Origin of the sequence: Streptomyces sp. YIM 130001 (assembly GCF_003574445.1) — a bacterium.
Taxonomy (GTDB): Bacteria; Actinomycetota; Actinomycetes; order Streptomycetales; family Streptomycetaceae; genus Streptomyces.
Genome location: NZ_KZ984551.1, coordinates 94,726 through 113,049 on the forward strand (window position 1 = coordinate 94,726; position 18,324 = coordinate 113,049).

Annotated in this window: 16 protein-coding genes; 1 reads left to right on the forward strand and 15 read right to left on the reverse strand. The window is 70.4% G+C overall.

All coding sequences use genetic code 11. The features are described 5' to 3' along the window. Nucleotides 1-53 precede the first annotated feature (53 nt). From DSC45_RS08185 to pyrR, 15 genes are all read right to left on the reverse strand, one after another. Nucleotides 54-683, reverse strand: a complete 630-nt coding sequence (locus DSC45_RS08185) for a TetR/AcrR family transcriptional regulator (protein WP_119288615.1) — start codon at nucleotides 681-683, stop codon at nucleotides 54-56. Between the two features lie 72 nt (nucleotides 684-755). Beyond that, nucleotides 756-2,909 carry a primosomal protein N' gene (locus tag DSC45_RS08190; protein ID WP_119288617.1) on the reverse strand — a complete coding sequence of 718 codons (2,154 nt, stop codon included), beginning with the start codon at nucleotides 2,907-2,909 and terminating at the stop codon, nucleotides 756-758. A 104-nt stretch (nucleotides 2,910-3,013) separates the two neighbouring features. Continuing rightward, nucleotides 3,014-4,222 carry a methionine adenosyltransferase gene (metK, locus tag DSC45_RS08195; RefSeq protein ID WP_119288619.1) on the reverse strand — a complete coding sequence of 403 codons (1,209 nt, stop codon included), beginning with the start codon at nucleotides 4,220-4,222 and terminating at the stop codon, nucleotides 3,014-3,016. 233 nt (nucleotides 4,223-4,455) lie between these two features. Further along, nucleotides 4,456-5,664 carry a bifunctional phosphopantothenoylcysteine decarboxylase/phosphopantothenate--cysteine ligase CoaBC gene (coaBC, locus tag DSC45_RS08200; RefSeq protein ID WP_119288620.1) on the reverse strand — a complete coding sequence of 403 codons (1,209 nt, stop codon included), beginning with the start codon at nucleotides 5,662-5,664 and terminating at the stop codon, nucleotides 4,456-4,458. Between the two features lie 92 nt (nucleotides 5,665-5,756). Then, nucleotides 5,757-6,029 (reverse strand): DNA-directed RNA polymerase subunit omega, encoded by a 273-nt coding sequence (gene rpoZ / locus DSC45_RS08205; RefSeq protein ID WP_119288622.1) that lies wholly within the window; start codon nucleotides 6,027-6,029, stop codon nucleotides 5,757-5,759. Between the two features lie 42 nt (nucleotides 6,030-6,071). Continuing rightward, nucleotides 6,072-6,701 carry a guanylate kinase gene (gene gmk, locus DSC45_RS08210; protein ID WP_119288624.1) on the reverse strand — a complete coding sequence of 210 codons (630 nt, stop codon included), beginning with the start codon at nucleotides 6,699-6,701 and terminating at the stop codon, nucleotides 6,072-6,074. Between the two features lie 38 nt (nucleotides 6,702-6,739). Next, nucleotides 6,740-7,063 (reverse strand): integration host factor, encoded by a 324-nt coding sequence (locus tag DSC45_RS08215; RefSeq protein ID WP_119288626.1) that lies wholly within the window; start codon nucleotides 7,061-7,063, stop codon nucleotides 6,740-6,742. 381 nt (nucleotides 7,064-7,444) lie between these two features. Beyond that, nucleotides 7,445-8,284 carry an orotidine-5'-phosphate decarboxylase gene (gene pyrF, locus DSC45_RS08220; protein ID WP_119288628.1) on the reverse strand — a complete coding sequence of 280 codons (840 nt, stop codon included), beginning with the start codon at nucleotides 8,282-8,284 and terminating at the stop codon, nucleotides 7,445-7,447. Beyond that, nucleotides 8,281-9,384 carry a quinone-dependent dihydroorotate dehydrogenase gene (locus tag DSC45_RS08225; protein WP_119288630.1) on the reverse strand — a complete coding sequence of 368 codons (1,104 nt, stop codon included), beginning with the start codon at nucleotides 9,382-9,384 and terminating at the stop codon, nucleotides 8,281-8,283. The genes pyrF and DSC45_RS08225 overlap by 4 nt, the downstream gene beginning before the upstream one ends. A 67-nt stretch (nucleotides 9,385-9,451) precedes the next feature. Next, a complete protein-coding gene (carB, locus tag DSC45_RS08230) occupies nucleotides 9,452-12,760 on the reverse strand; it encodes a carbamoyl-phosphate synthase large subunit (protein ID WP_119288632.1) in 3,309 nt (1,102 codons plus the stop codon). After that, nucleotides 12,753-13,910 carry a glutamine-hydrolyzing carbamoyl-phosphate synthase small subunit gene (carA, locus tag DSC45_RS08235; protein WP_119288634.1) on the reverse strand — a complete coding sequence of 386 codons (1,158 nt, stop codon included), beginning with the start codon at nucleotides 13,908-13,910 and terminating at the stop codon, nucleotides 12,753-12,755. Before carA ends, carB begins: the two co-directional genes overlap by 8 nt. After that, nucleotides 13,907-14,530, reverse strand: coding sequence for a PH-like domain-containing protein (locus tag DSC45_RS08240; RefSeq protein WP_119288636.1), 624 nt, complete (start codon nucleotides 14,528-14,530; stop codon nucleotides 13,907-13,909). The genes carA and DSC45_RS08240 overlap by 4 nt, the downstream gene beginning before the upstream one ends. A gap of 20 nt (nucleotides 14,531-14,550) precedes the next feature. Next, a complete protein-coding gene (locus DSC45_RS08245; protein ID WP_119289195.1) occupies nucleotides 14,551-15,837 on the reverse strand; it encodes a dihydroorotase in 1,287 nt (428 codons plus the stop codon). Nucleotides 15,838-15,842: 5 nt separating this feature from the next. Further along, nucleotides 15,843-16,889, reverse strand: a complete 1,047-nt coding sequence (locus tag DSC45_RS08250; RefSeq protein ID WP_119288638.1) for an aspartate carbamoyltransferase catalytic subunit — start codon at nucleotides 16,887-16,889, stop codon at nucleotides 15,843-15,845. Nucleotides 16,890-16,974: 85 nt separating this feature from the next. Continuing rightward, nucleotides 16,975-17,550 carry a bifunctional pyr operon transcriptional regulator/uracil phosphoribosyltransferase PyrR gene (pyrR, locus tag DSC45_RS08255; RefSeq protein ID WP_119288640.1) on the reverse strand — a complete coding sequence of 192 codons (576 nt, stop codon included), beginning with the start codon at nucleotides 17,548-17,550 and terminating at the stop codon, nucleotides 16,975-16,977. A gap of 220 nt (nucleotides 17,551-17,770) precedes the next feature. Between pyrR and bldD the strand changes: the two genes are divergently transcribed. Then, a complete protein-coding gene (gene bldD / locus DSC45_RS08260; protein ID WP_119288641.1) occupies nucleotides 17,771-18,271 on the forward strand; it encodes a transcriptional regulator BldD in 501 nt (166 codons plus the stop codon). The last annotated feature ends 53 nt before the right edge of the window (nucleotides 18,272-18,324 follow it).

An 18,324-nucleotide genomic window follows, 5' to 3' on the forward strand; every position in this document is an offset into this window, starting at 1 on the left:
CACCAGCATAATGCAACCGAGTAACGTTTTTTATCCGGTTGCCTCACGCGCACTCACGCCAGCCGCGGCAACCCGGCCTCGAGCTGGGCGAACGCGGCATCGGCCACCTCGGCCGCCTCGGGGTGGAGATCGTCCGCCGCTCGGCCGTCCTTGATCTGCCGCCAGTTCTCCTGCGCGAGGATGCGCTGCACGGCGACGATCTGCCCGGCAGCGAGCCGGGCCTGGACGGCGCCGCCCGCCGCTGCGCGCAGGGCGTCGGCCAGAGCGCTTTCATTCCGTTCCACATACGCGTGCAGCCGAGCCACGAGCGACGGGGTCGTGTAGACGAGGCGGTGGTAGGCGAGCACTTCGGCGTCGTCGTTGAGACCGGTCACCGGATCGCGCCGGTCGAGGCCGTCCAGGAAATGCCGCCGCAGCGCCGCGAGCGGCGAGTACTCGTCGGCCCGCCCCGCGACCACCTGGGCGGCCTCCCCCGCATGGTCGGCGAGACGGTGCAGGACGAGGTCCTCCTTGGCCGGGAAGTAGCGGAAGAGCGTCGGCTTGGAGATGTCCACGGCGGCCGCGACGTCGGCGACCGTCACGCCTTCGAAGCCCTTCTCCAGGAACAGCCCGATGGCCGTGTCCGACAGCCGTCGGTACATCTGCAGCTTCTTGCGTTCACGCAGCCCGCCAACCTCACTCATGCCGAGGAGCCTACGCAGCCCGGGCGCGGGGCCGTGCCACGGCCGACGTCCGCACAAGCATCCGGTGCGCGCTCACCCGATGTCCGGCGGATCGATCCTGATCCGTACCGCGTCGCCGTCCGCCCGGTTGTTCCGTGCCATCCGGGCGGCCTGCGCCGCCTTCAGAGCTGCGGCGAGCGCCGCTCCACTACCCGGCGGCACCCGCACCAGCGCCCGCTCCCACTGCTCGCCCGGCGGCGGTCCACCGGCCCTGCTCGGCCGTCCCGGATCGGTCACCGGCAGCGGGACGGGGCCCAACACCTCGGCGGCATCAGGCAGTTCAGCAGTAGCCAGGAACTCGGCGAGCGCCTCGTCCCGCCCGGACACCGCGGCCATCCGCGACACCGGCGGAAAACCCAGCTCCGTACGGTCCGCGAGTTCCCGCACCGCGTGCCCGACGGGATCCCAGCGCACCAGGGCCTGCACCGGCCGCAGCGTCGGCTCGGCGACCACCACCACGGTGCCGCCCGCGCTCTGCGGCCGCACCAGGGACGACGCCCCGATCCAGCGGCGCAGCGCCTCCTCACCGGCCCGTAGGTCGGGCCGCCCCAGCATGGCCCAGCCGTCCAGCAGCAGCGCGGCCGCGTAACCGCCCTCGGCCACCGGCTCGGCCCCCGGTGTGCAGACGACGAGCGCGGGACCACCCGGCACGGTGTCCAGGATCTGCTCACGCCCCGAGGTCCGCACCGGCACCGCCGGGAAGGCCCGCCCGAGCTCCTCCGCGGTCCGCCGCGCCCCCACCACCTGGGCGCGCAGCCGAAATCCGCCGCACTCGGGGCAGTGCCAGTCACTCTCGCCACGTCCGCACCAGGTGCAGGTCGGCGGCCCCGTGTCGTGCGCCTCGAGCGGCCCCGCGCAGTGCCGGCAGCGGGCGGGTGCCCGGCACCGGTCGCAGGCGAGCCGCGGCACGTATCCGCGCCTCGGGACCTGCACCAGTACAGGCCCGGCCTCGAGCCCCTTGCGTACGGTCTGCCAGGCGAGGGTGGGCAGCCGGGCCGCGCGCGCCGCCTCGTCGCGGGCCAGATCGCCGTCACCGACCGTCCGCACCAGCGGCGCCGCGGCCCGCACTTGGGAACGCTCGGCCACCAACGGCCGTGCCCAGCCGCTCTCCACGAGCTGCGCGGCCTCCACCGTGCAGCTGTGACCGCCGACCAGGAAGGCGCATCTGTCGAGCGCCGCACGGAGTTGCAGGACCTCGCGGGCATGCGGCTGCGGCGCGTGCAGTTCGCTGTGGCTGCCGTCCCCGTCGTCCCAGACGGCCACCAGACCGAGGTCCTGTACGGGAGCGAACATCGCGGCCCGGGTGCCGACCACGGCTCGCAGCGCACCGCGGCGGACGGCCAACCACTCGCGGTAGCGCTTCTCCGGTCCCGCGTCCGCGGTCAGCAGGGCGTGCCGTCCGGTGCCCAGCAGCTCGGTCAGCGCACCGTCGACCCTCCCCGCGGTCCTTCCGTCCGGTACGACCACGAGCGCGCCCCGCCCGGAGGCGAGGGTCGCGGCCACGGCCCGCGCCAACTCCTCGGCCCAGTACGGCCCCGGCAACGCGTTCCACACAGCCCGGGGGGAGCCGCCGCCGGCCAGGGCGTCAAGGAACGCCGGCCCGTTCTCGTAGCGCGTGAAGGTGCCCGGCTCGGGCGCCGGCGGCGGGGGCAGCGGATCCGGCGACGGTTTGCGCTCGGCGCGGGCGTTGCGCGGCGGCACGGCCAGGGTGAGTACGTCGGCGAGGCTGCCCGCGTAACGGTCGGCGACGGCACGGGCGAGCCCGAGCAGTTCGGGCCCCAACACCGGCTCCGGCGAGACGACTTGGGCGAGAGCCGCGAGCGGGCCCGAGTAGTCCGACTCGGCCCGGCGCTCGATCAGGAAGCCGCTGATCAGGCCACCGCCCTCGCGGCGTCCCCCACGTACCTGGTGCCGGCCTGCCCCGAAACGGACCCGGACCCGGACTCCGGGCTGCGCCTCTGCGTCGAGCTCCTCCGGGACTGCGTAGTCGAAGTAGCGGTCGAGATGGAGGACGCCCTTGTCCACCAGGACGCGCGCGACCGGGAGTTCGGCGGCAACGTTGGCGCCGCGCCAGGTCCGGGGCTTCGCCCGGGGCACCTTGGCCTGGCGCACCGACTCGCGGATGAGCGCGAGCTGCTCGGGCGGCGCGGTTTCCGCGCCCTCGCTGTCCTCGTTCTCGCTGCTCACAGCCCCATCCCTATCAGACCCCTCCGACAACGGCCCCGCCGGCGACAGCACGAAGCCCCCTGCCGCCACGGGCAACAGGGGGCTTCGCGATGACGCTGCAGGTGTTACACGCCGACAGCTGCCCGCAGGGCGTCGACGCGGTCGGTGCGCTCCCAGGTGAAGTCCGGGATGGCGCGGCCGAAGTGGCCGTACGCGGCGGTCTGCGCGTAGATCGGCCGCAGCAGGTCCAGGTCGCGGATGATCGCCGCGGGACGCAGGTCGAAGACCGTGGAGATCGCGGCCTCGATCTTGTGCACGTCCACCGTCGCCGTGCCGAAGGTCTCGACGAACAGACCCACCGGCTCCGCCTTGCCGATCGCGTACGCGACCTGCACCTCGCAGCGGGCCGCGAGACCGGCGGCCACCACGTTCTTCGCCACCCAGCGCATCGCGTACGCGGCCGAACGGTCCACCTTGGACGGGTCCTTGCCGGAGAACGCACCACCACCGTGCCGGGCCATGCCCCCGTAGGTGTCGATGATGATCTTCCGGCCGGTCAGGCCGGCATCGCCCATCGGGCCGCCGACCTCGAAGCGCCCGGTCGGGTTGACCAGCAGCCGGTAGCCGTCGGTGTCCAGCTTGATGCCGTCGTCGAGCAGCGCCTTGAGCTCGGGCTCCACCACGAACTCCCGGATGTCCGGGGCGAGCAGCGAGTCCAGGTCGATGTCACTGGCGTGCTGCGAGGACACCACCACCGTGTCGAGCCGGACGGCCTTGTCGCCGTCGTACTCGATGGTGACCTGCGTCTTCCCGTCGGGACGCAGGTAGGGGATCGTGCCGTTCTTACGGACGTCCGAGAGCCGCTTGGACAGCCGGTGCGCCAGGTGGATCGGCAGCGGCATCAGCTCGGGAGTCTCGTCCGACGCGTACCCGAACATCAGGCCCTGGTCGCCCGCGCCCTGCTTGTCCAACTCGTCCTCGTCGCCCTCGACCCGCTTCTCGTACGCGGTGTCTACACCCTGAGCGATGTCCGGGGACTGGGCGCCGATCGACACCGAGACCCCGCAGGAAGCTCCGTCGAAGCCCTTCTTCGACGAGTCGTACCCGATGTCCAGGATCTTCTCGCGCACCAGCTGCGGGATGGGCGCATAAGCCTTGGTGGTGACCTCGCCGGCCACGTGCACCAGGCCGGTGGTGATCAGCGTCTCCACGGCCACACGGGAGGAGGGGTCCTCCCGCAGAAGCGCGTCGAGGATGGTGTCGCTGATCTGGTCAGCGATCTTGTCGGGGTGACCTTCGGTCACGGACTCCGAGGTGAACAGACGACGGGACACAACGCTCCCTGGGGTTGCAGCGGCTGCTGGCTATTCATTGGCGGAACCGCCGGGAGCTGCGCCCGGCATGTACCGCCACCAGTTTATCGGTCGCTTCCGGCCACTGGGCTCTGTGTCTCGCTTATTGGAAGCCCTGTGACCTGCAGCACGGCATTCTCCGGTACGAAGATACGTCTTCGCCAGAGGGCAGGTGCCCCAAATCCCGTGTTTTGGGAGGCCCGGACGGGCGAAAGTCACCCGTGATCGAGCCGGGCAGCCACCAGATCCCACACCGTGTCCGCGAGACCTTCCTTCGGACCGTACGGCACCGTGGTCTCGCTGCCGTCCGCGCCGAGCACGACGGCCTCGTTCTCCTCGGAGCCGAAGGTCTTGCGCTCGCCGACCTCGTTGACCACGAGCAGATCGCAGCCCTTGCGCCGCAGTTTGGCGCGGCCGTTGACCAGAACGTCGTCGGTCTCGGCGGCGAAGCCCACCACGACCTGGCCGGACCGGGAACGCTCGGCCGCCACCTCGGCGAGGATGTCCGGGTTGCGGGTCAGGGCGACCGGATCGGGATCCTGCCCGTCCTTCTTCTTGATCTTGCCGGTGACGTAACTGGCGGGCCGGAAGTCGGCCACTGCGGCGGCCATGACCACGGCGTCCGCGTCGGCGGCGGCCTTCAGGACCGCCTCACGGAGCTGTACGGCGGTGCCCACGTGGACGACGTCGACACCGGCCGGGTCGGGCAGCCCGGCGTTGGCCGAGAGCAGCGTGACCCGGGCTCCGCGGGCGGCCGCGGTACGAGCCAGCGCGTATCCCTGCTTGCCCGACGACCGGTTGCCGAGGAAACGGACCGGGTCGAGGGGCTCGCGCGTGCCGCCCGCGCTGACGACGACGTGCCGCCCCGCGAGGTCGGGCTCGGCCGAGCCGCGCGCGAGGACGCGACGGCAGACCTCGTAGATCTCCGCCGGGTCGGGCAGCCGGCCCTTACCGGTGTCGACGCCGGTGAGCCGGCCGACGGCGGGCTCGACGACCACCGCACCGCGGCGGCGCAGAGTGGCGACGTTCTCGCGGGTGGCCGGGTGCTCCCACATCTCGGTGTGCATGGCGGGGGCGAAGACGACCGGACAGCGGGCGGTGAGCAGGGTGTTGGTGAGCAGGTCGTCGGCCATGCCGTGAGCGGCCTTGGCGAGCAGGTCGGCGGTGGCAGGGGCGACGATCACCAGGTCGGCGCCCTGGCCGATGCGCACGTGCGGGACCTCGTGCACGTCGTCCCAGACCTCGGTGGACACCGGGTGCCCGGACAGCGCCGACCAGGTCGCGGCGCCGACGAAGTGGAGCGCCGACTCGCTGGGGACGACGCGAACGTCGTGCCCGGACTCGGTGAGCCGGCGCAGCAGCTCGCACGCCTTGTAGGCGGCGATCCCGCCGCTGACCCCCAGAACGACCTTCGGCTTGTCCACTGCGTCTCCCCTGCTGGCGAACCGTACTCACTCATGACACACCACAGGCCCGGCGGTTGCTCCGCCGGGCCTGTGGTGAGAAGCGTTCTGGATTACTGGGCCGGGCCCTCGATGGCCTCGGAGGTCAGCAGCCCCGCGTTGATCTCACGCAGCGAGATCGAGAGCGGCTTCTCGTGGACATGGGTGTCGACCAGCGGACCGACGTACTCGAGGAGGCCCTCGCCGAGCTGCGAGTAGTACGCGTTGATCTGGCGGGCACGCTTGGCCGCGTAGATCACCAGGCTGTACTTCGAGTCGGTGGCTTCGAGGAGCTCGTCGATCGGCGGGTTGATGATGCCCTCGGGCGCAGTCATGGAAGAGGACACGCTCTACCTTCCGAAAGGGGGTGGAAATGACCAGACAACTGATCAGTCAACGTTCATCAAGGCTAGCAGCTCGCGGGAGACGTCTCCGACGGAGGTGTTGACCAGGGTGGCGTCGAACTCCGCCTCGGCCGCCAGCTCGACGCGTGCCGCCTCCAGGCGCCGCTCCACGACCTCGGGCGCCTCGGTGCCGCGACCGGTGAGCCGGCGGACCAGCTCTTCCCAGCTTGGCGGTGCGAGGAAGACGAGCTGCGCCTCGGGCATGGACTCGTGCACCAGGCGGGCGCCCTGCAGATCGATCTCGAGGAGTACGGGCTCGCCGTTCTCGAGACGCTCTGCGACGGCCCTGCGGGGGGTGCCGTAGCGGTTGCCGGCGAACTCGGCCCACTCGAGGAGATCACCGTTGGCGATGAGCTTGTCCATCTCCTCGTCGGAGACGAAGAAGTAGTGGACGCCGTGCTGCTCGCCCGGGCGGGGCCGCCGGGTCGTGGCCGACACCGAGAGCCAGACCTCGGGATGCTCCTTGCGCAGATGCGCGACGACCGTGCTCTTGCCGACCCCTGAGGGGCCGGAGAGCACGGTCAGCCGCGGACGCGAATCCTGGGGGACGGGAGCCGCCCCCTGCGAAGCCACTGCCGGGGGTACGGGGGTTTCCCCCCGGGATGTTGCTGCCATGCAGCGATTATCCAGGTTCGCGGGAGTGCCCGGGACCGTCAGGCGGCAGTTGAGCCGAACTCACGCTCCAGGGACGCGATCTGGTTGGACCCGAGACCCCGCACGCGGCGGCTCTCGGAGATGCCCAGACGCTCCATGATCTGCTTGGCGCGGACCTTGCCGACGCCGGGCAGGGACTCCAGGAGAGCGGAGACCTTCATCTTGCCGATCACATCGTTCTCCTGGCCCTGCTTGATCACCTCATGCAGAGACGCACCGGAGTGCTTGAGTCGATTCTTGACCTCGGCCCGCTCCCGGCGAGCCGCGGCGGCCTTTTCGAGCGCGGCTGCGCGCTGTTCAGGGGTAAGGGGCGGAAGAGCCACGCCTACGTCACCTCGGTAGTCGAACTGTCGGATACGGACCGGTGAGGAACCTAGTTGCCCCACACCTGGGGAGCAACGAGCAACGCGTGCCCGACCTCCCGTAAGGGACGACGGGCGTGGGCGGTGCCCCCACCCGACGGAGACTAGCGGTCAACACCTCTCGAGTCAGCGAGAACAGCGGAAAAGTCCTGGTCAGCCTGCGCCGAACCGCACATATCCGACAAAACGCACGAGATTTCGGCTGTGAAGAGGGATCCGGTGGCCGCCATGCGCCCTACCCCATCCCCGCGGAACGCGAAAGACCGCCTTCCCGGCGCCGGTTTCGCCCGCATCCGGCGCCGAGGGCGGCCCTTCGTGTCCGTGGCTCGTCGCGGCTTGGACTCAGCCGGCGACGGCCGCACGCACCTCGTCACTGAAACGGTCCGCGGCGTCGCGGAGCGCGGCGGCGTCCGGGCCGTGCCGCAGCACCCCGCGGCTGACGGACGGCACCACGTTCCGTACGGAGTCGCCGAAGACGCCGGGCAGATCGGCGGGCGTCGCGCCCTGGGCGCCGATACCCGGTGCGAGCAGCGGCCCGTTGATCGCGAGATCGGCGCGCGCGTCGCCCAGGGTCGCGCCGACGACGGCGCCGACCGAGCCGAGCGGCGTCGCGCCCGCGTTCTCGGCCGCCATGTGGTCGAGCATGACCTGGGCGAGCGAGGAGCCCCCCGCTGCCGTGGCGCGCTGTACTTCGGCGCCCTCCGGGTTGGAGGTGAGCGCCAGGACGAAGACACCCGCGCCGGAGACGACCGCCGCGTCCAGCGCCGGCCGCAGAGACTCGAAGCCGAGATACGGGGAGACGGTGAGCGCGTCCGAGAACAGCGGCGAGTCCTTGTCGAGGAAGGCCGCCGCGTAGGCACCCATGGTCGAGCCGATGTCGCCGCGCTTGGCATCCATCAGGACCAGCGCGCCCGCGGCCCGCGCCTCCTCGACGGCCTTCTCCAGGACGGCGACCCCCCGCGAGCCGAACCGCTCGAAGAACGCGGACTGCGGCTTGAGCACCGCGACCCGGTCGGCGAGCGCCTCCACGCACGTGCGGGTGAAGCGTTCCAGGCCGCCGATGTCGTCGCTCAGGCCCCAGGCCTGGAGCAGCGAGGCGTGCGGGTCGATGCCCACACACAGGGGGCCCCGGGTGTCCATGGCGTGGCGCAGGCGGGCACCGAACGGTTCGAGCGAGGTCATGGGGTGGCCTTTCGGGTGTCGGCGCCGACCGCCTCGGCGAGCGTGGCGTAGGGGCTGGTACGCAGACGGGCGGCGAGGCCCTTGTGCATCGAGCGCATCCAGAAGGGGCCCTGGTAGATGAAGGCGCTGTAGCCCTGGACCAGCGTGGCGCCGGCCAGGATTCGCTGCCAGGCGTCCTCGGCGTCCTCGATCCCGCCGACGCCGATCAGCGTCAGATCGTCCCCCACGCGCGCGTAGAGGCGTCGGAGTACCTCGAGGGAACGCTCCTTGAGCGGGGCACCGGAGAGGCCGCCGGTCTCCTCGACGAGCGAGGGCGCGGAGGTGAGGTCCGCACGGGTGATGGTGGTGTTGCTGGCGATGATTCCGTCGAGGCCGAGCTCGACGGCGAGATCGGCCACTGCGTCGATGTCCGCGTCGGCCAGATCGGGCGCGATCTTCACCAGGAGCGGGACCCGGCGGTCGGTCACCGTGCGGTCGGCGGCCTCGCGTACGGCGGTGAGCAGCGGACGCAGGGACTCGGTGGCCTGGAGGTTGCACAGGCCCGGCGTGTTCGGCGAGGAGACGTTGACGACGAGGTAGTCGGCGTGGCGGGCGAGACGCTCGGCGGACTTGACGTAGTCCTCGGCGGCCTCCGACTCGGGGACGATCTTGGTCTTGCCGATGTTGACGCCGACGGTCGCCCTGAAGGCCGGCCTGCGGGTGCGCAGACGCTCGGCGACGGCCGCCGAGCCCTCGTTGTTGAAGCCCATGCGGTTGATCAGGGCGCGGTCGGCGACCAGGCGGAACAGGCGCTTCTTGGGGTTGCCCGGCTGCGCCTCGCCGGTGACCGTACCGATCTCGACATGGTCGAAGCCGAGCATGGTCATACCGTCGATCGCGACGGCGTTCTTGTCGAAGCCGGCGGCGAGCCCGAACGGGCCGTGCATCCGCAGGCCCAGCGCCTCGGTACGCAGCTCCTCGAAGCGCGGCGCCAGGACGGCGGCGACGAAGGTGCGCAGTACGGGGACGCGGGCCGCGAGTCGGATCCAGGCGAAGGCCAGGTGATGGGCCTGCTCGGGATCCATCCGCTTGAAGAAGGCGGTGAAGACGAACTTGTACATGGTGGTCGTGTCCTCGTGAACCTCATGAAGAGGGGGACACCGTTCCCGGTGTCCCCCTCGTCGGTCGCTAGTCGCGGGCCGCGGTCAGGTGGTGCGCGTGTTCCTGGAGTGAACGCACGCCCACGTCACCGTGGTTGAGCGCGTCGATGCCCTGCACCGCGGCGGCGAGCGCCTGGACCGTGGTGAGGCAGGGCACGGAGCGTGCGACGGCGGCGGTGCGGATGTCGTAGCCGTCGAGGCGGCCGCCGGTGCCGTAGGGCGTGTTGACGATGAGGTCGACGTCGCCCTCGTGGATCAGCTGGACGATCGTCTTCTCGCCGTTCGGGCCCTCGCCCTCGGACTGCTTGCGTACGACGGTGGCGTTGATGCCGTTGCGCTTGAGGACCTCGGCGGTACCGGAGGTGGCGAGCAGCTCGAAGCCGTGCGCGACGAGTTCACGCGCCGGGAAGATCATCGAGCGCTTGTCCCGGTTGGCGACGGAGATGAAGGCGCGCCCCGAGGTGGGCAGCGGTCCGTACGCACCGGCCTGCGACTTGGCGTAAGCCGTGCCGAAGACCGAGTCGATGCCCATGACCTCGCCGGTGGAGCGCATCTCCGGGCCGAGCACGGTGTCGACGCCGCGGCCGTGGATGTCGCGGAAGCGCGACCACGGCATGACCGCCTCCTTGACGGAGATCGGCGAGTCCATCGGCAGCGTGCCGCCGTCACCGGTGGCCGGGAGCAGGCCCTCCGCGCGGAGTTCGGCGACCGTCGCGCCGAGCGAGATGCGGGCGGCCGCCTTCGCCAGCGGCACGGCGGTGGCCTTGGAGGTGAAGGGCACGGTGCGCGAGGCCCGCGGGTTCGCTTCCAGGACGTAGAGGATGTCTCCGGAGAGCGCGAACTGGATGTTGATCAGTCCCCGGACGCCGACGCCCTTGGCGATGCCCTCGGTGGAGGCGCGCAGGCGCTTGATGTCGTGCCCACCGAGGGTGATCGGGGGCAGCGCGCACGCCGAGTCGCCGGAGTGGATGCCGGCCTCCTCGATGTGCTCCATGACGCCGCCGAGGTAGAGCTCGTGGCCGTCGTAGAGGGCATCAACGTCGATCTCGATGGCGTCGTCGAGGAAGCGGTCCACGAGCACCGGCCGCGAGGGGCTGATCTCGGTGGACTCTTCGATGTACGCGGAGAGCCGGGTCTCGTCGTAGACGATCTCCATGCCGCGGCCGCCGAGCACGTAGCTCGGGCGCACGAGGACCGGGTAACCGATCTCGTCGGCGATCGTCTTGGCCTCGGTGAAGGTGGTCGCCGTGCCGTGCTTGGGCGCCGGCAGTCCGGCCTCGGCGAGCACCCGGCCGAAGGCCCCGCGGTCCTCGGCGGCGTGGATGGCCTCGGGCGAAGTGCCCACGACCGGGACGCCGTTGTCCTTGAGCGCCTGCGAGAGGCCGAGCGGGGTCTGGCCGCCGAGCTGTACGACCACACCGGCGAGCGGGCCCGCCTGCTGCTCGGCGCGCACGACCTCGAGGACGTCCTCGAGGGTGAGCGGCTCGAAGTAGAGGCGGTCGGAGGTGTCGTAGTCCGTGGAGACGGTCTCCGGGTTGCAGTTGACCATCACGGTCTCGTAGCCGGCCTCGCTCAGGGCGAAGGAGGCGTGCACACAGGAGTAGTCGAACTCGATGCCCTGCCCGATGCGGTTGGGCCCGGAACCCAGGATGATCACCGCGGGCTTCTCGCGGGGCGCGACCTCGTTCTCCTCGTCGTAGGAGGAGTAGAAGTACGGGGTCTTCGCGGCGAACTCGGCGGCGCAGGTGTCGACCGTCTTGTACACGGGGCGCACGCCGAGCGCGTGCCGGACCTCGCGGACGACGTCCTCGCGCAGGCCGCGGATCTCGGCGATCTGGTGGTCGGAGAAGCCGTGCCGCTTGGCCTCGGCGAGCAGGTCGGCGTCCAGGCGCTCGGCGGCGGCCAGTTCGTCGGCGACCTCCTTGATGAGGAAGAGCTGGTCGACGAACCAGGGGTCGATCTTCGTCGCGTCGAAGACCTCTTCCTGGGTGGCGCCGGCACGGATGGCCTCCATGACGAGGTTGATCCGGCCGTCGGTCGGTCGGACCGACTCGCGCAGAAGCTCCGTCTTGTCGCCGGTCTCGCCGACGAAGGTGAACTGTGAGCCCTTCTTCTCCAGCGAGCGCAGCGCCTTCTGGAAGGCCTCGGTGAAGTTGCGGCCGATGGCCATCGCCTCGCCGACGGACTTCATGGTGGTGGTGAGCGTCGAGTCGGCCGAGGGGAACTTCTCGAAGGCGAAGCGCGGGGCCTTGACCACCACGTAGTCGAGCGTCGGCTCGAAGGACGCGGGGGTCTTCTCGGTGATGTCGTTCGGGATCTCGTCCAGCGTGTAGCCGACGGCCAGCTTGGCGGCGATCTTGGCGATCGGGAAGCCGGTGGCCTTGGAGGCGAGCGCGGAGGACCGCGAGACGCGCGGGTTCATCTCGATCACGATGACCCGGCCGTCCACGGGGTCGATCGCGAACTGGATGTTGCAGCCGCCGGTGTCGACGCCGACCTCGCGGATGATCGCGATGCCGACGTCGCGCAGCCGCTGGTACTCACGGTCGGTGAGCGTCATGGCAGGCGCGACGGTGATCGAGTCGCCGGTGTGCACGCCCATCGGGTCGAAGTTCTCGATGGAGCAGACGACCACGACGTTGTCGTTCCTGTCGCGCATCAGCTCCAGCTCGTACTCCTTCCAGCCGAGGATCGACTCCTCCAGGAGCACCTCGGTGGTCGGGGAGAGCGTGAGGCCCTGTCCGGCGATACGGCGCAGCTCCTCCTCGTCGTGCGCGAAGCCGGAGCCGGCGCCGCCCATGGTGAACGAGGGGCGTACGACGACGGGGTAGCCGCCGAGGGTGTCGACGCCGGCGAGTACCTCGTCCATGGAGTGGCAGATGACCGAGCGTGCGGACTCGCCGTGCCCGATCTTGGCGTTGACGGCTTCGACGACCTCCTTGAAGAGGTCGCGGTCCTCGCCCTTGTTGATCGCCTCGACCTCGGCGCCGATGAGCTCGACGTCGTACTTCTCGAGCGATCCGGAGTCGTGCAGCGAGATCGCGGTGTTGAGCGCGGTCTGGCCGCCCAGGGTGGGCAGCAGCGCGTCAGGGCGCTCCTTGGCGATGATCTTCTCGACGAACTCGGGCGTGATCGGCTCGACGTACGTGGCGTCGGCGATCTCCGGGTCGGTCATGATCGTCGCGGGGTTGGAGTTCACCAGGATGACGCGCAGGCCCTCGGCCTTGAGTACGCGGCAGGCCTGGGTGCCTGAGTAGTCGAACTCGGCGGCCTGGCCGATGACGATCGGGCCGGAGCCGATGACCAGGACGGACTGGATATCGGTGCGCTTAGGCACGCTGGGCTCCCTTTTCTGCCATGAGCTCTACGAAGCGGTCGAACAGGTAGGCGGCGTCGTGCGGTCCTGCCGCCGCCTCGGGGTGGTACTGGACGCTGAAGGCGGGCTTGTCGAGCAGCCGCAGGCCCTCGACCACGTCGTCGTTGAGGCAGACGTGGGAGACCTCGGCGCGTCCGTAGGGAGTGTCGGAGACCTTGTCGAGGGGCGCGTCCACGGCGAAGCCGTGATTGTGCGCGGTGACCTCGACCTTGCCCGTGGTGCGGTCCTGAACGGGCTGGTTGATGCCCCGGTGGCCGTACTTCAGCTTGAAGGTGCCGAAGCCGAGGGCCCGGCCGAGGATCTGGTTGCCGAAGCAGATACCGAAGAGCGGGGTGCCGCGCTCCAGGACGCCCTGCATCACGGAGACCGGGTGCTCGGCGGTCGCCGGGTCGCCGGGGCCGTTGGAGAAGAACACTCCGTCGGGCCGGATCGCGTAGATGTCGTCGAGCGTCGCGGTGGCGGGCAGCACATGCACCTCGATGCCGCGCTCTGCCATCCGCTGCGGGGTCATGCCCTTGATACCGAGGTCGACTGCGGCGACGGTGAACCGCTTGGTGCCGATCGCGGGGACGACGTAGGTCTCCTTGGTGGCGACCTCGGCGGAGAGGTCGGCGCCCTTCATCTGCGGGACGTTCTGCACGCGCGCGTGGAGGGTGTTCTCGTCCGCAAGGGCGTCACCGGAGAAGATGCCGACGCGCATGGCGCCGCGCTCGCGCAGGTGCCGGGTCAGGGCACGGGTGTCGATGCCGCTGATGCCGACGACGCCCTGCTGGTCGAGCTCCTCGTCGAGGGAACGACGGGAGCGCCAGTTGGAGGGCACGCGCGCGGGGTCGCGCACCACGTACCCGGACACCCAGATCCGGGCGGACTCGGGGTCCTCGTCGTTGACGCCCGTGTTGCCCACGTGCGGTGCGGTCATCACGACGACCTGCCGGTGGTACGACGGGTCGGTCAGGGTCTCCTGGTAACCGGTCATGCCGGTGGAGAACACGGCTTCGCCGAAGGTCTCCCCCACGGCCCCGTAGGCGCGGCCGCGGAAGATCCGGCCGTCCTCGAGGACGAGTGCGGCGGGAGCCGCCTGGCGGGCGGTTCCCCTGGTGGAGGTCGTCATCGTGCGGCGCCTTCCGTCGTGTCGGTGTGCTTGGTGGTGTCGATGGAGTCGGCCGTGTCCGTGGAACCGGCCGTGTCGGTGGAGCCGGCGGTCGCCGTCATGGAGTTGACGGCCTCGACCCAGGCGGCCTGCTCGGCCGCGTGGTCGGAGCGGAAGCCGGAGTCGATCAGTCGCTCGCCGTGGGCCCAGGTCACGATGAGCAGTCCGCCCTCGGTGAGCACCTTCCCGGCGATGCCCTTGTCGAGCCGCGCCTCGCGCAGTGCGGCCCGCGGGACGAAGAAGTCCGTGGCTCCGGGGCGTACGACGTCGAGGCCGGCGTCGCTGAGCGTCAGTTCGGCCCGGCTGCGGGTACCCAGTCCGTGCGCGACGATCCGGTCCAGCCACTGCCCGGCGGTGGTCGAGCCGTGGTAGCGGCCGCTCATGGTCAGGGTGGCGGTCCCGGCGTCATCGGGGGTGGCCGGCAGCTCGGGCAGGTCGCCCTGCAGGGTGCCGCGCCACTTCCAGCCCTGGCGCATCAGCCAGTAGACGAGCGCGACGAAGAGGGCCAGCCCGACGAGCCAGCCGATACGTGCGGACCAGTCCGTGACCTCGGCCGACTTCTTCTCGGCGGCAAGGAGCACCTGGGTGAGTCGATCAGTTGTCACGCGAGATTCCCGTCCATGAGCGTCGGCCGGCCCCGCAGGAACGTGTGGGTGACCCGGCCCGGCAGCTCGCGGCCCTCGTAGGGAGTGTTGCGGCTGCGGGACGCGAAGCCCGCGGGGTCCACCGCTCCACGGTATGCCGGATCGACCAGGGTGAGGTTCGCGGGCTCGCCTGCCGAGACGGGGCGTCCGTGCCCGGCGAGACGGCCGATACGGGCCGGGGCGAGGGACATCCGCTCGGCGACGCCGGCCCAGTCGAGGAGCCCCGTGTCGACCATCGTCTCCTGGACGACGGACAGCGCGGTCTCCAGGCCGACCATGCCCATCGCGGCCGCGGCCCACTCGCAGTCCTTGTCCTCGCGCGGGTGCGGCGCGTGGTCGGTGGCCACGATGTCGATGGTGCCGTCGGCGAGCGCCTCGCGCAGCGCGAGCACGTCGGCCTCGGTGCGCAGCGGCGGGTTGACCTTGTAGACGGGGTTGTAGCTGCGGACCAGCTCGTCGGTGAGGAGCAGGTGGTGCGGGGTGACCTCGGCGGTGACGTTCCAGCCCTTGGACTTGGCCCAGCGCACGAGCTCCACGGAACCGGCCGTCGAGAGGTGGCAGATGTGCACCCGGGAGTCGACGTGCGCGGCGAGCAGCACATCGCGGGCGATGATCGACTCCTCGGCGACCGCGGGCCAGCCGCCGAGGCCGAGTTCGGCGGAGACCAGGCCCTCGTTCATCTGGGCGCCTTCGGTGAGCCGCGGCTCCTGGGCGTGCTGGGCGACGACTCCGTCGAACGCCTTCACGTACTCGAGGGCCCGCCGCATGATCACGGCGTCGTCCACGCACTTGCCGTCGTCGGAGAAGACCCGCACGCCGGCGGCGGAGTCGTGCATCGCGCCGAGCTCGGCGAGCTGCTTGCCCTCGAGTCCGACGGTGACGGCGCCGATCGGCTGTACGTCGCAGTAGCCGGACTCCTTGCCGAGCCGCCAGACCTGCTCGACGACGCCGGCGGTGTCGGCGACGGGGAAGGTGTTGGCCATCGCGTGCACCGCGGTCCAGCCACCGCGTGCGGCGGCCTTGGTGCCGGTCAGTACGGTCTCGGAGTCCTCGCGGCCGGGCTCGCGCAGATGCGTGTGCAGGTCGACGAGTCCCGGGAGGAGCACCTTGCCCTCCGCCTCCACGACCTGGGCGCCCTCGGCCTCGAGACCGGTACCGACTGCCTCGATCGTCTCGCCGTCGATCAGAACGTCCTGCGCTTCGCCGCCGAGTACCTTCGCACCACGGATCAGGATCTTGCTCATGGTCGTCACTTCTCCTCGAAGTCTGTGGTGGCGGCACGGCCGGCCTCGTCAGCCGTCGGGCGCGTGTGGGTGACGGCGGGCTCGTTGCCGCCGAGCAGCAGGTAGAGGACGGCCATGCGGATGGAGACGCCGTTGGTCACCTGCTCGATGGCGGTGCAGCGGTCCGAGTCGGCGACGTCGGCGGTGATCTCCATGCCGCGGACCATCGGGCCGGGATGCATCACGAGGGCGTGGCCGGGCATCTTGGCCATCCGGTCTCCGTCGAGCCCGTACCGTCGCGAGTACTCGCGCTCGGTGGGGAAGAAGGCGGCGTTCATCCGCTCGCGCTGGACGCGGAGCATCATCACGGCATCGGACTTGGAGAGCACCCGGTCGAGGTCGTAGGAGACCTCGCAGGGCCAGGTCTCGACGCCGACGGGCAGCAGCGTGGGCGGGGCGACCAGGGTGACCTCGGCTCCGAGGGTGTGCAGCAGGTCGACGTTGGACCGGGCGACCCTGCTGTGCAGCACGTCGCCGACGAGTGTGATGCGGCGGCCGGCGAGGTCCTGGCCGAGTCCGGCGTCACGCCCGAGCAGGCGTCGGCGCATGGTGAACGCGTCGAGCAGAGCCTGGGTGGGGTGCTGGTGGGTGCCGTCGCCCGCGTTGATGACGACTGCGTCGATCCAGCCCGAGGTGGCGAGCCGGAAGGGAGCCCCGGAGGCGCCGTGCCGGATGACGACGGCGTCGACACCCATCGCCTCGAGGGTCTGCGCGGTGTCCTTCAGGGACTCGCCCTTGGAGACGGACGAGCCTTTCGCGGTGAAGTTGATGACGTCGGCGGAGAGCCGCTTCTCCGCCGCCTCGAAGGAGATCCGGGTACGGGTGGAGTCCTCGAAGAAGAGGTTGACCACGGTACGTCCGCGCAGGGTGGGCAGCTTCTTGATGGGCCGGTCGGCGACCCGGGCCATCTCCTCCGCGGTATCGAGGATGAGAACGGCGTCGTCGCGAGAGAGGTCGGCGGCCGAGATCAGGTGGCCGGTGGTCTGGGGGTGTCCCCCGGGAGAACTCAGCATCTGGAGAGCTCCATGCGGAATCTGGAGGTTTCGGGCATGCGGGCGCGCAGCGCTCGCACTCGGGCGGAGTGGGTGAACCGAGGCGCTACTGCTCGCCGGCCGGGACGGTCGGCTTGTCACCGAGCAGCACGGTGTCGCGACCGTCCTCCTCGGCGAGCTGGACCTTGACCGTCTCCCGCAGCGACGTGGGGAGGTTCTTGCCGACGTAGTCGGCACGGATGGGCAGTTCGCGGTGGCCGCGGTCGACGAGGACCGCGAGCTGCACGGCGCGCGGTCGGCCGATGTCGCCGAGCGCGTCGAGGGCCGCGCGAATCGTGCGGCCGGAGAACAGGACGTCGTCGACGAGCACGACGAGCCGGCCGTCGATGCCGTCGCCGGGGATGTCCGTACGAGCGAGGGCCCGCGGCGGATGCATCCGCAGATCGTCGCGGTACATGGTGATGTCGAGCGAGCCGACCGGAGTGGAGCGGCCGGTGATCTCGTCGAGCTTGGCCGCGAGACGCTGGGCCAGAAAGACGCCGCGGGTCGGGATGCCGAGCAGTACCACGTCGTCGGCGCCCTTGGCGCGTTCCACGATTTCGTGGGCGATGCGGGTCAGTGCCCGCGCGATGTCGGGGCCCTCGAGAACGGGCCGAGCGGCACCGGAATTCTTGGTGTCCATATGAAAACGGACCTCCTTCTCCGCCTCACGGGACGGACCTTAAAGGACGTCGAGATTGCGCCATCTACCGTACCAGGATTGGCAACGCCGCCGGTCACACCCCTCTAATGGGGCGGTACAGACCATTCGGCTTGACGCATCCAAGTAACGCTGCGTAACCTCACAGTGAGTTACAAGGCGAGCGGTGAAGCCGCACGTGTCACAGCGTCCGGGGAGCTATATGTCCAGCGAATACGCCAAGCAGCTCGGGGCCAAGCTCCGGGCCATCCGCACCCAGCAGGGCCTTTCCCTCCACGGCGTCGAGGAGAAGTCCCAGGGCCGCTGGAAGGCGGTAGTGGTCGGTTCGTACGAGCGCGGAGACCGAGCCGTCACGGTGCAGCGCCTCGCCGAACTGGCTGATTTCTACGGGGTCCCGGTCCAGGAACTCCTCCCCGGCACCACGCCTGGCGGAGCGGCCGAGCCGCCGCCGAAGCTCGTGCTCGACCTGGAGCGCCTGGCCCACGTCCCGCAGGAGAAGGCGGGCCCGCTGCAGCGTTACGCGGCCACGATCCAGTCCCAGCGCGGCGATTACAACGGCAAGGTGCTCTCGATCCGTCAGGACGACCTGCGCACCCTGGCCGTCATCTACGACCAGTCCCCTTCGGTACTCACCGAGCAGCTGATCAGCTGGGGCGTGCTCGACGCCGACGCCCGTCGCGCCGTGGGTCACGACGACGTCTGACCCTTGGCCCGGACGTTCTGCAGAAACGTACCGTCGGGCGTCCGGGAGGCATC

Coding starts and splice junctions, on each gene's coding strand:
- DSC45_RS08185 (WP_119288615.1), bottom strand. CDS start 683: ATGAGTGAGGTTGGCGGGCTGCGTGAACGCAAGAAGCTGCAGATGTAC.
- gmk (WP_119288624.1), bottom strand. CDS start 6,701: ATGGCAGCAACATCCCGGGGGGAAACCCCCGTACCCCCGGCAGTGGCT.
- pyrF (WP_119288628.1), bottom strand. CDS start 8,284: ATGACCTCGCTCGAACCGTTCGGTGCCCGCCTGCGCCACGCCATGGAC.
- DSC45_RS08225 (WP_119288630.1), bottom strand. CDS start 9,384: ATGTACAAGTTCGTCTTCACCGCCTTCTTCAAGCGGATGGATCCCGAG.
- carA (WP_119288634.1), bottom strand. CDS start 13,910: ATGACGACCTCCACCAGGGGAACCGCCCGCCAGGCGGCTCCCGCCGCA.
- DSC45_RS08245 (WP_119289195.1), bottom strand. CDS start 15,837: ATGAGCAAGATCCTGATCCGTGGTGCGAAGGTACTCGGCGGCGAAGCG.
- DSC45_RS08250 (WP_119288638.1), bottom strand. CDS start 16,889: ATGCTGAGTTCTCCCGGGGGACACCCCCAGACCACCGGCCACCTGATC.
- pyrR (WP_119288640.1), bottom strand. CDS start 17,550: ATGGACACCAAGAATTCCGGTGCCGCTCGGCCCGTTCTCGAGGGCCCC.
- bldD (WP_119288641.1), top strand. CDS start 17,771: ATGTCCAGCGAATACGCCAAGCAGCTCGGGGCCAAGCTCCGGGCCATC.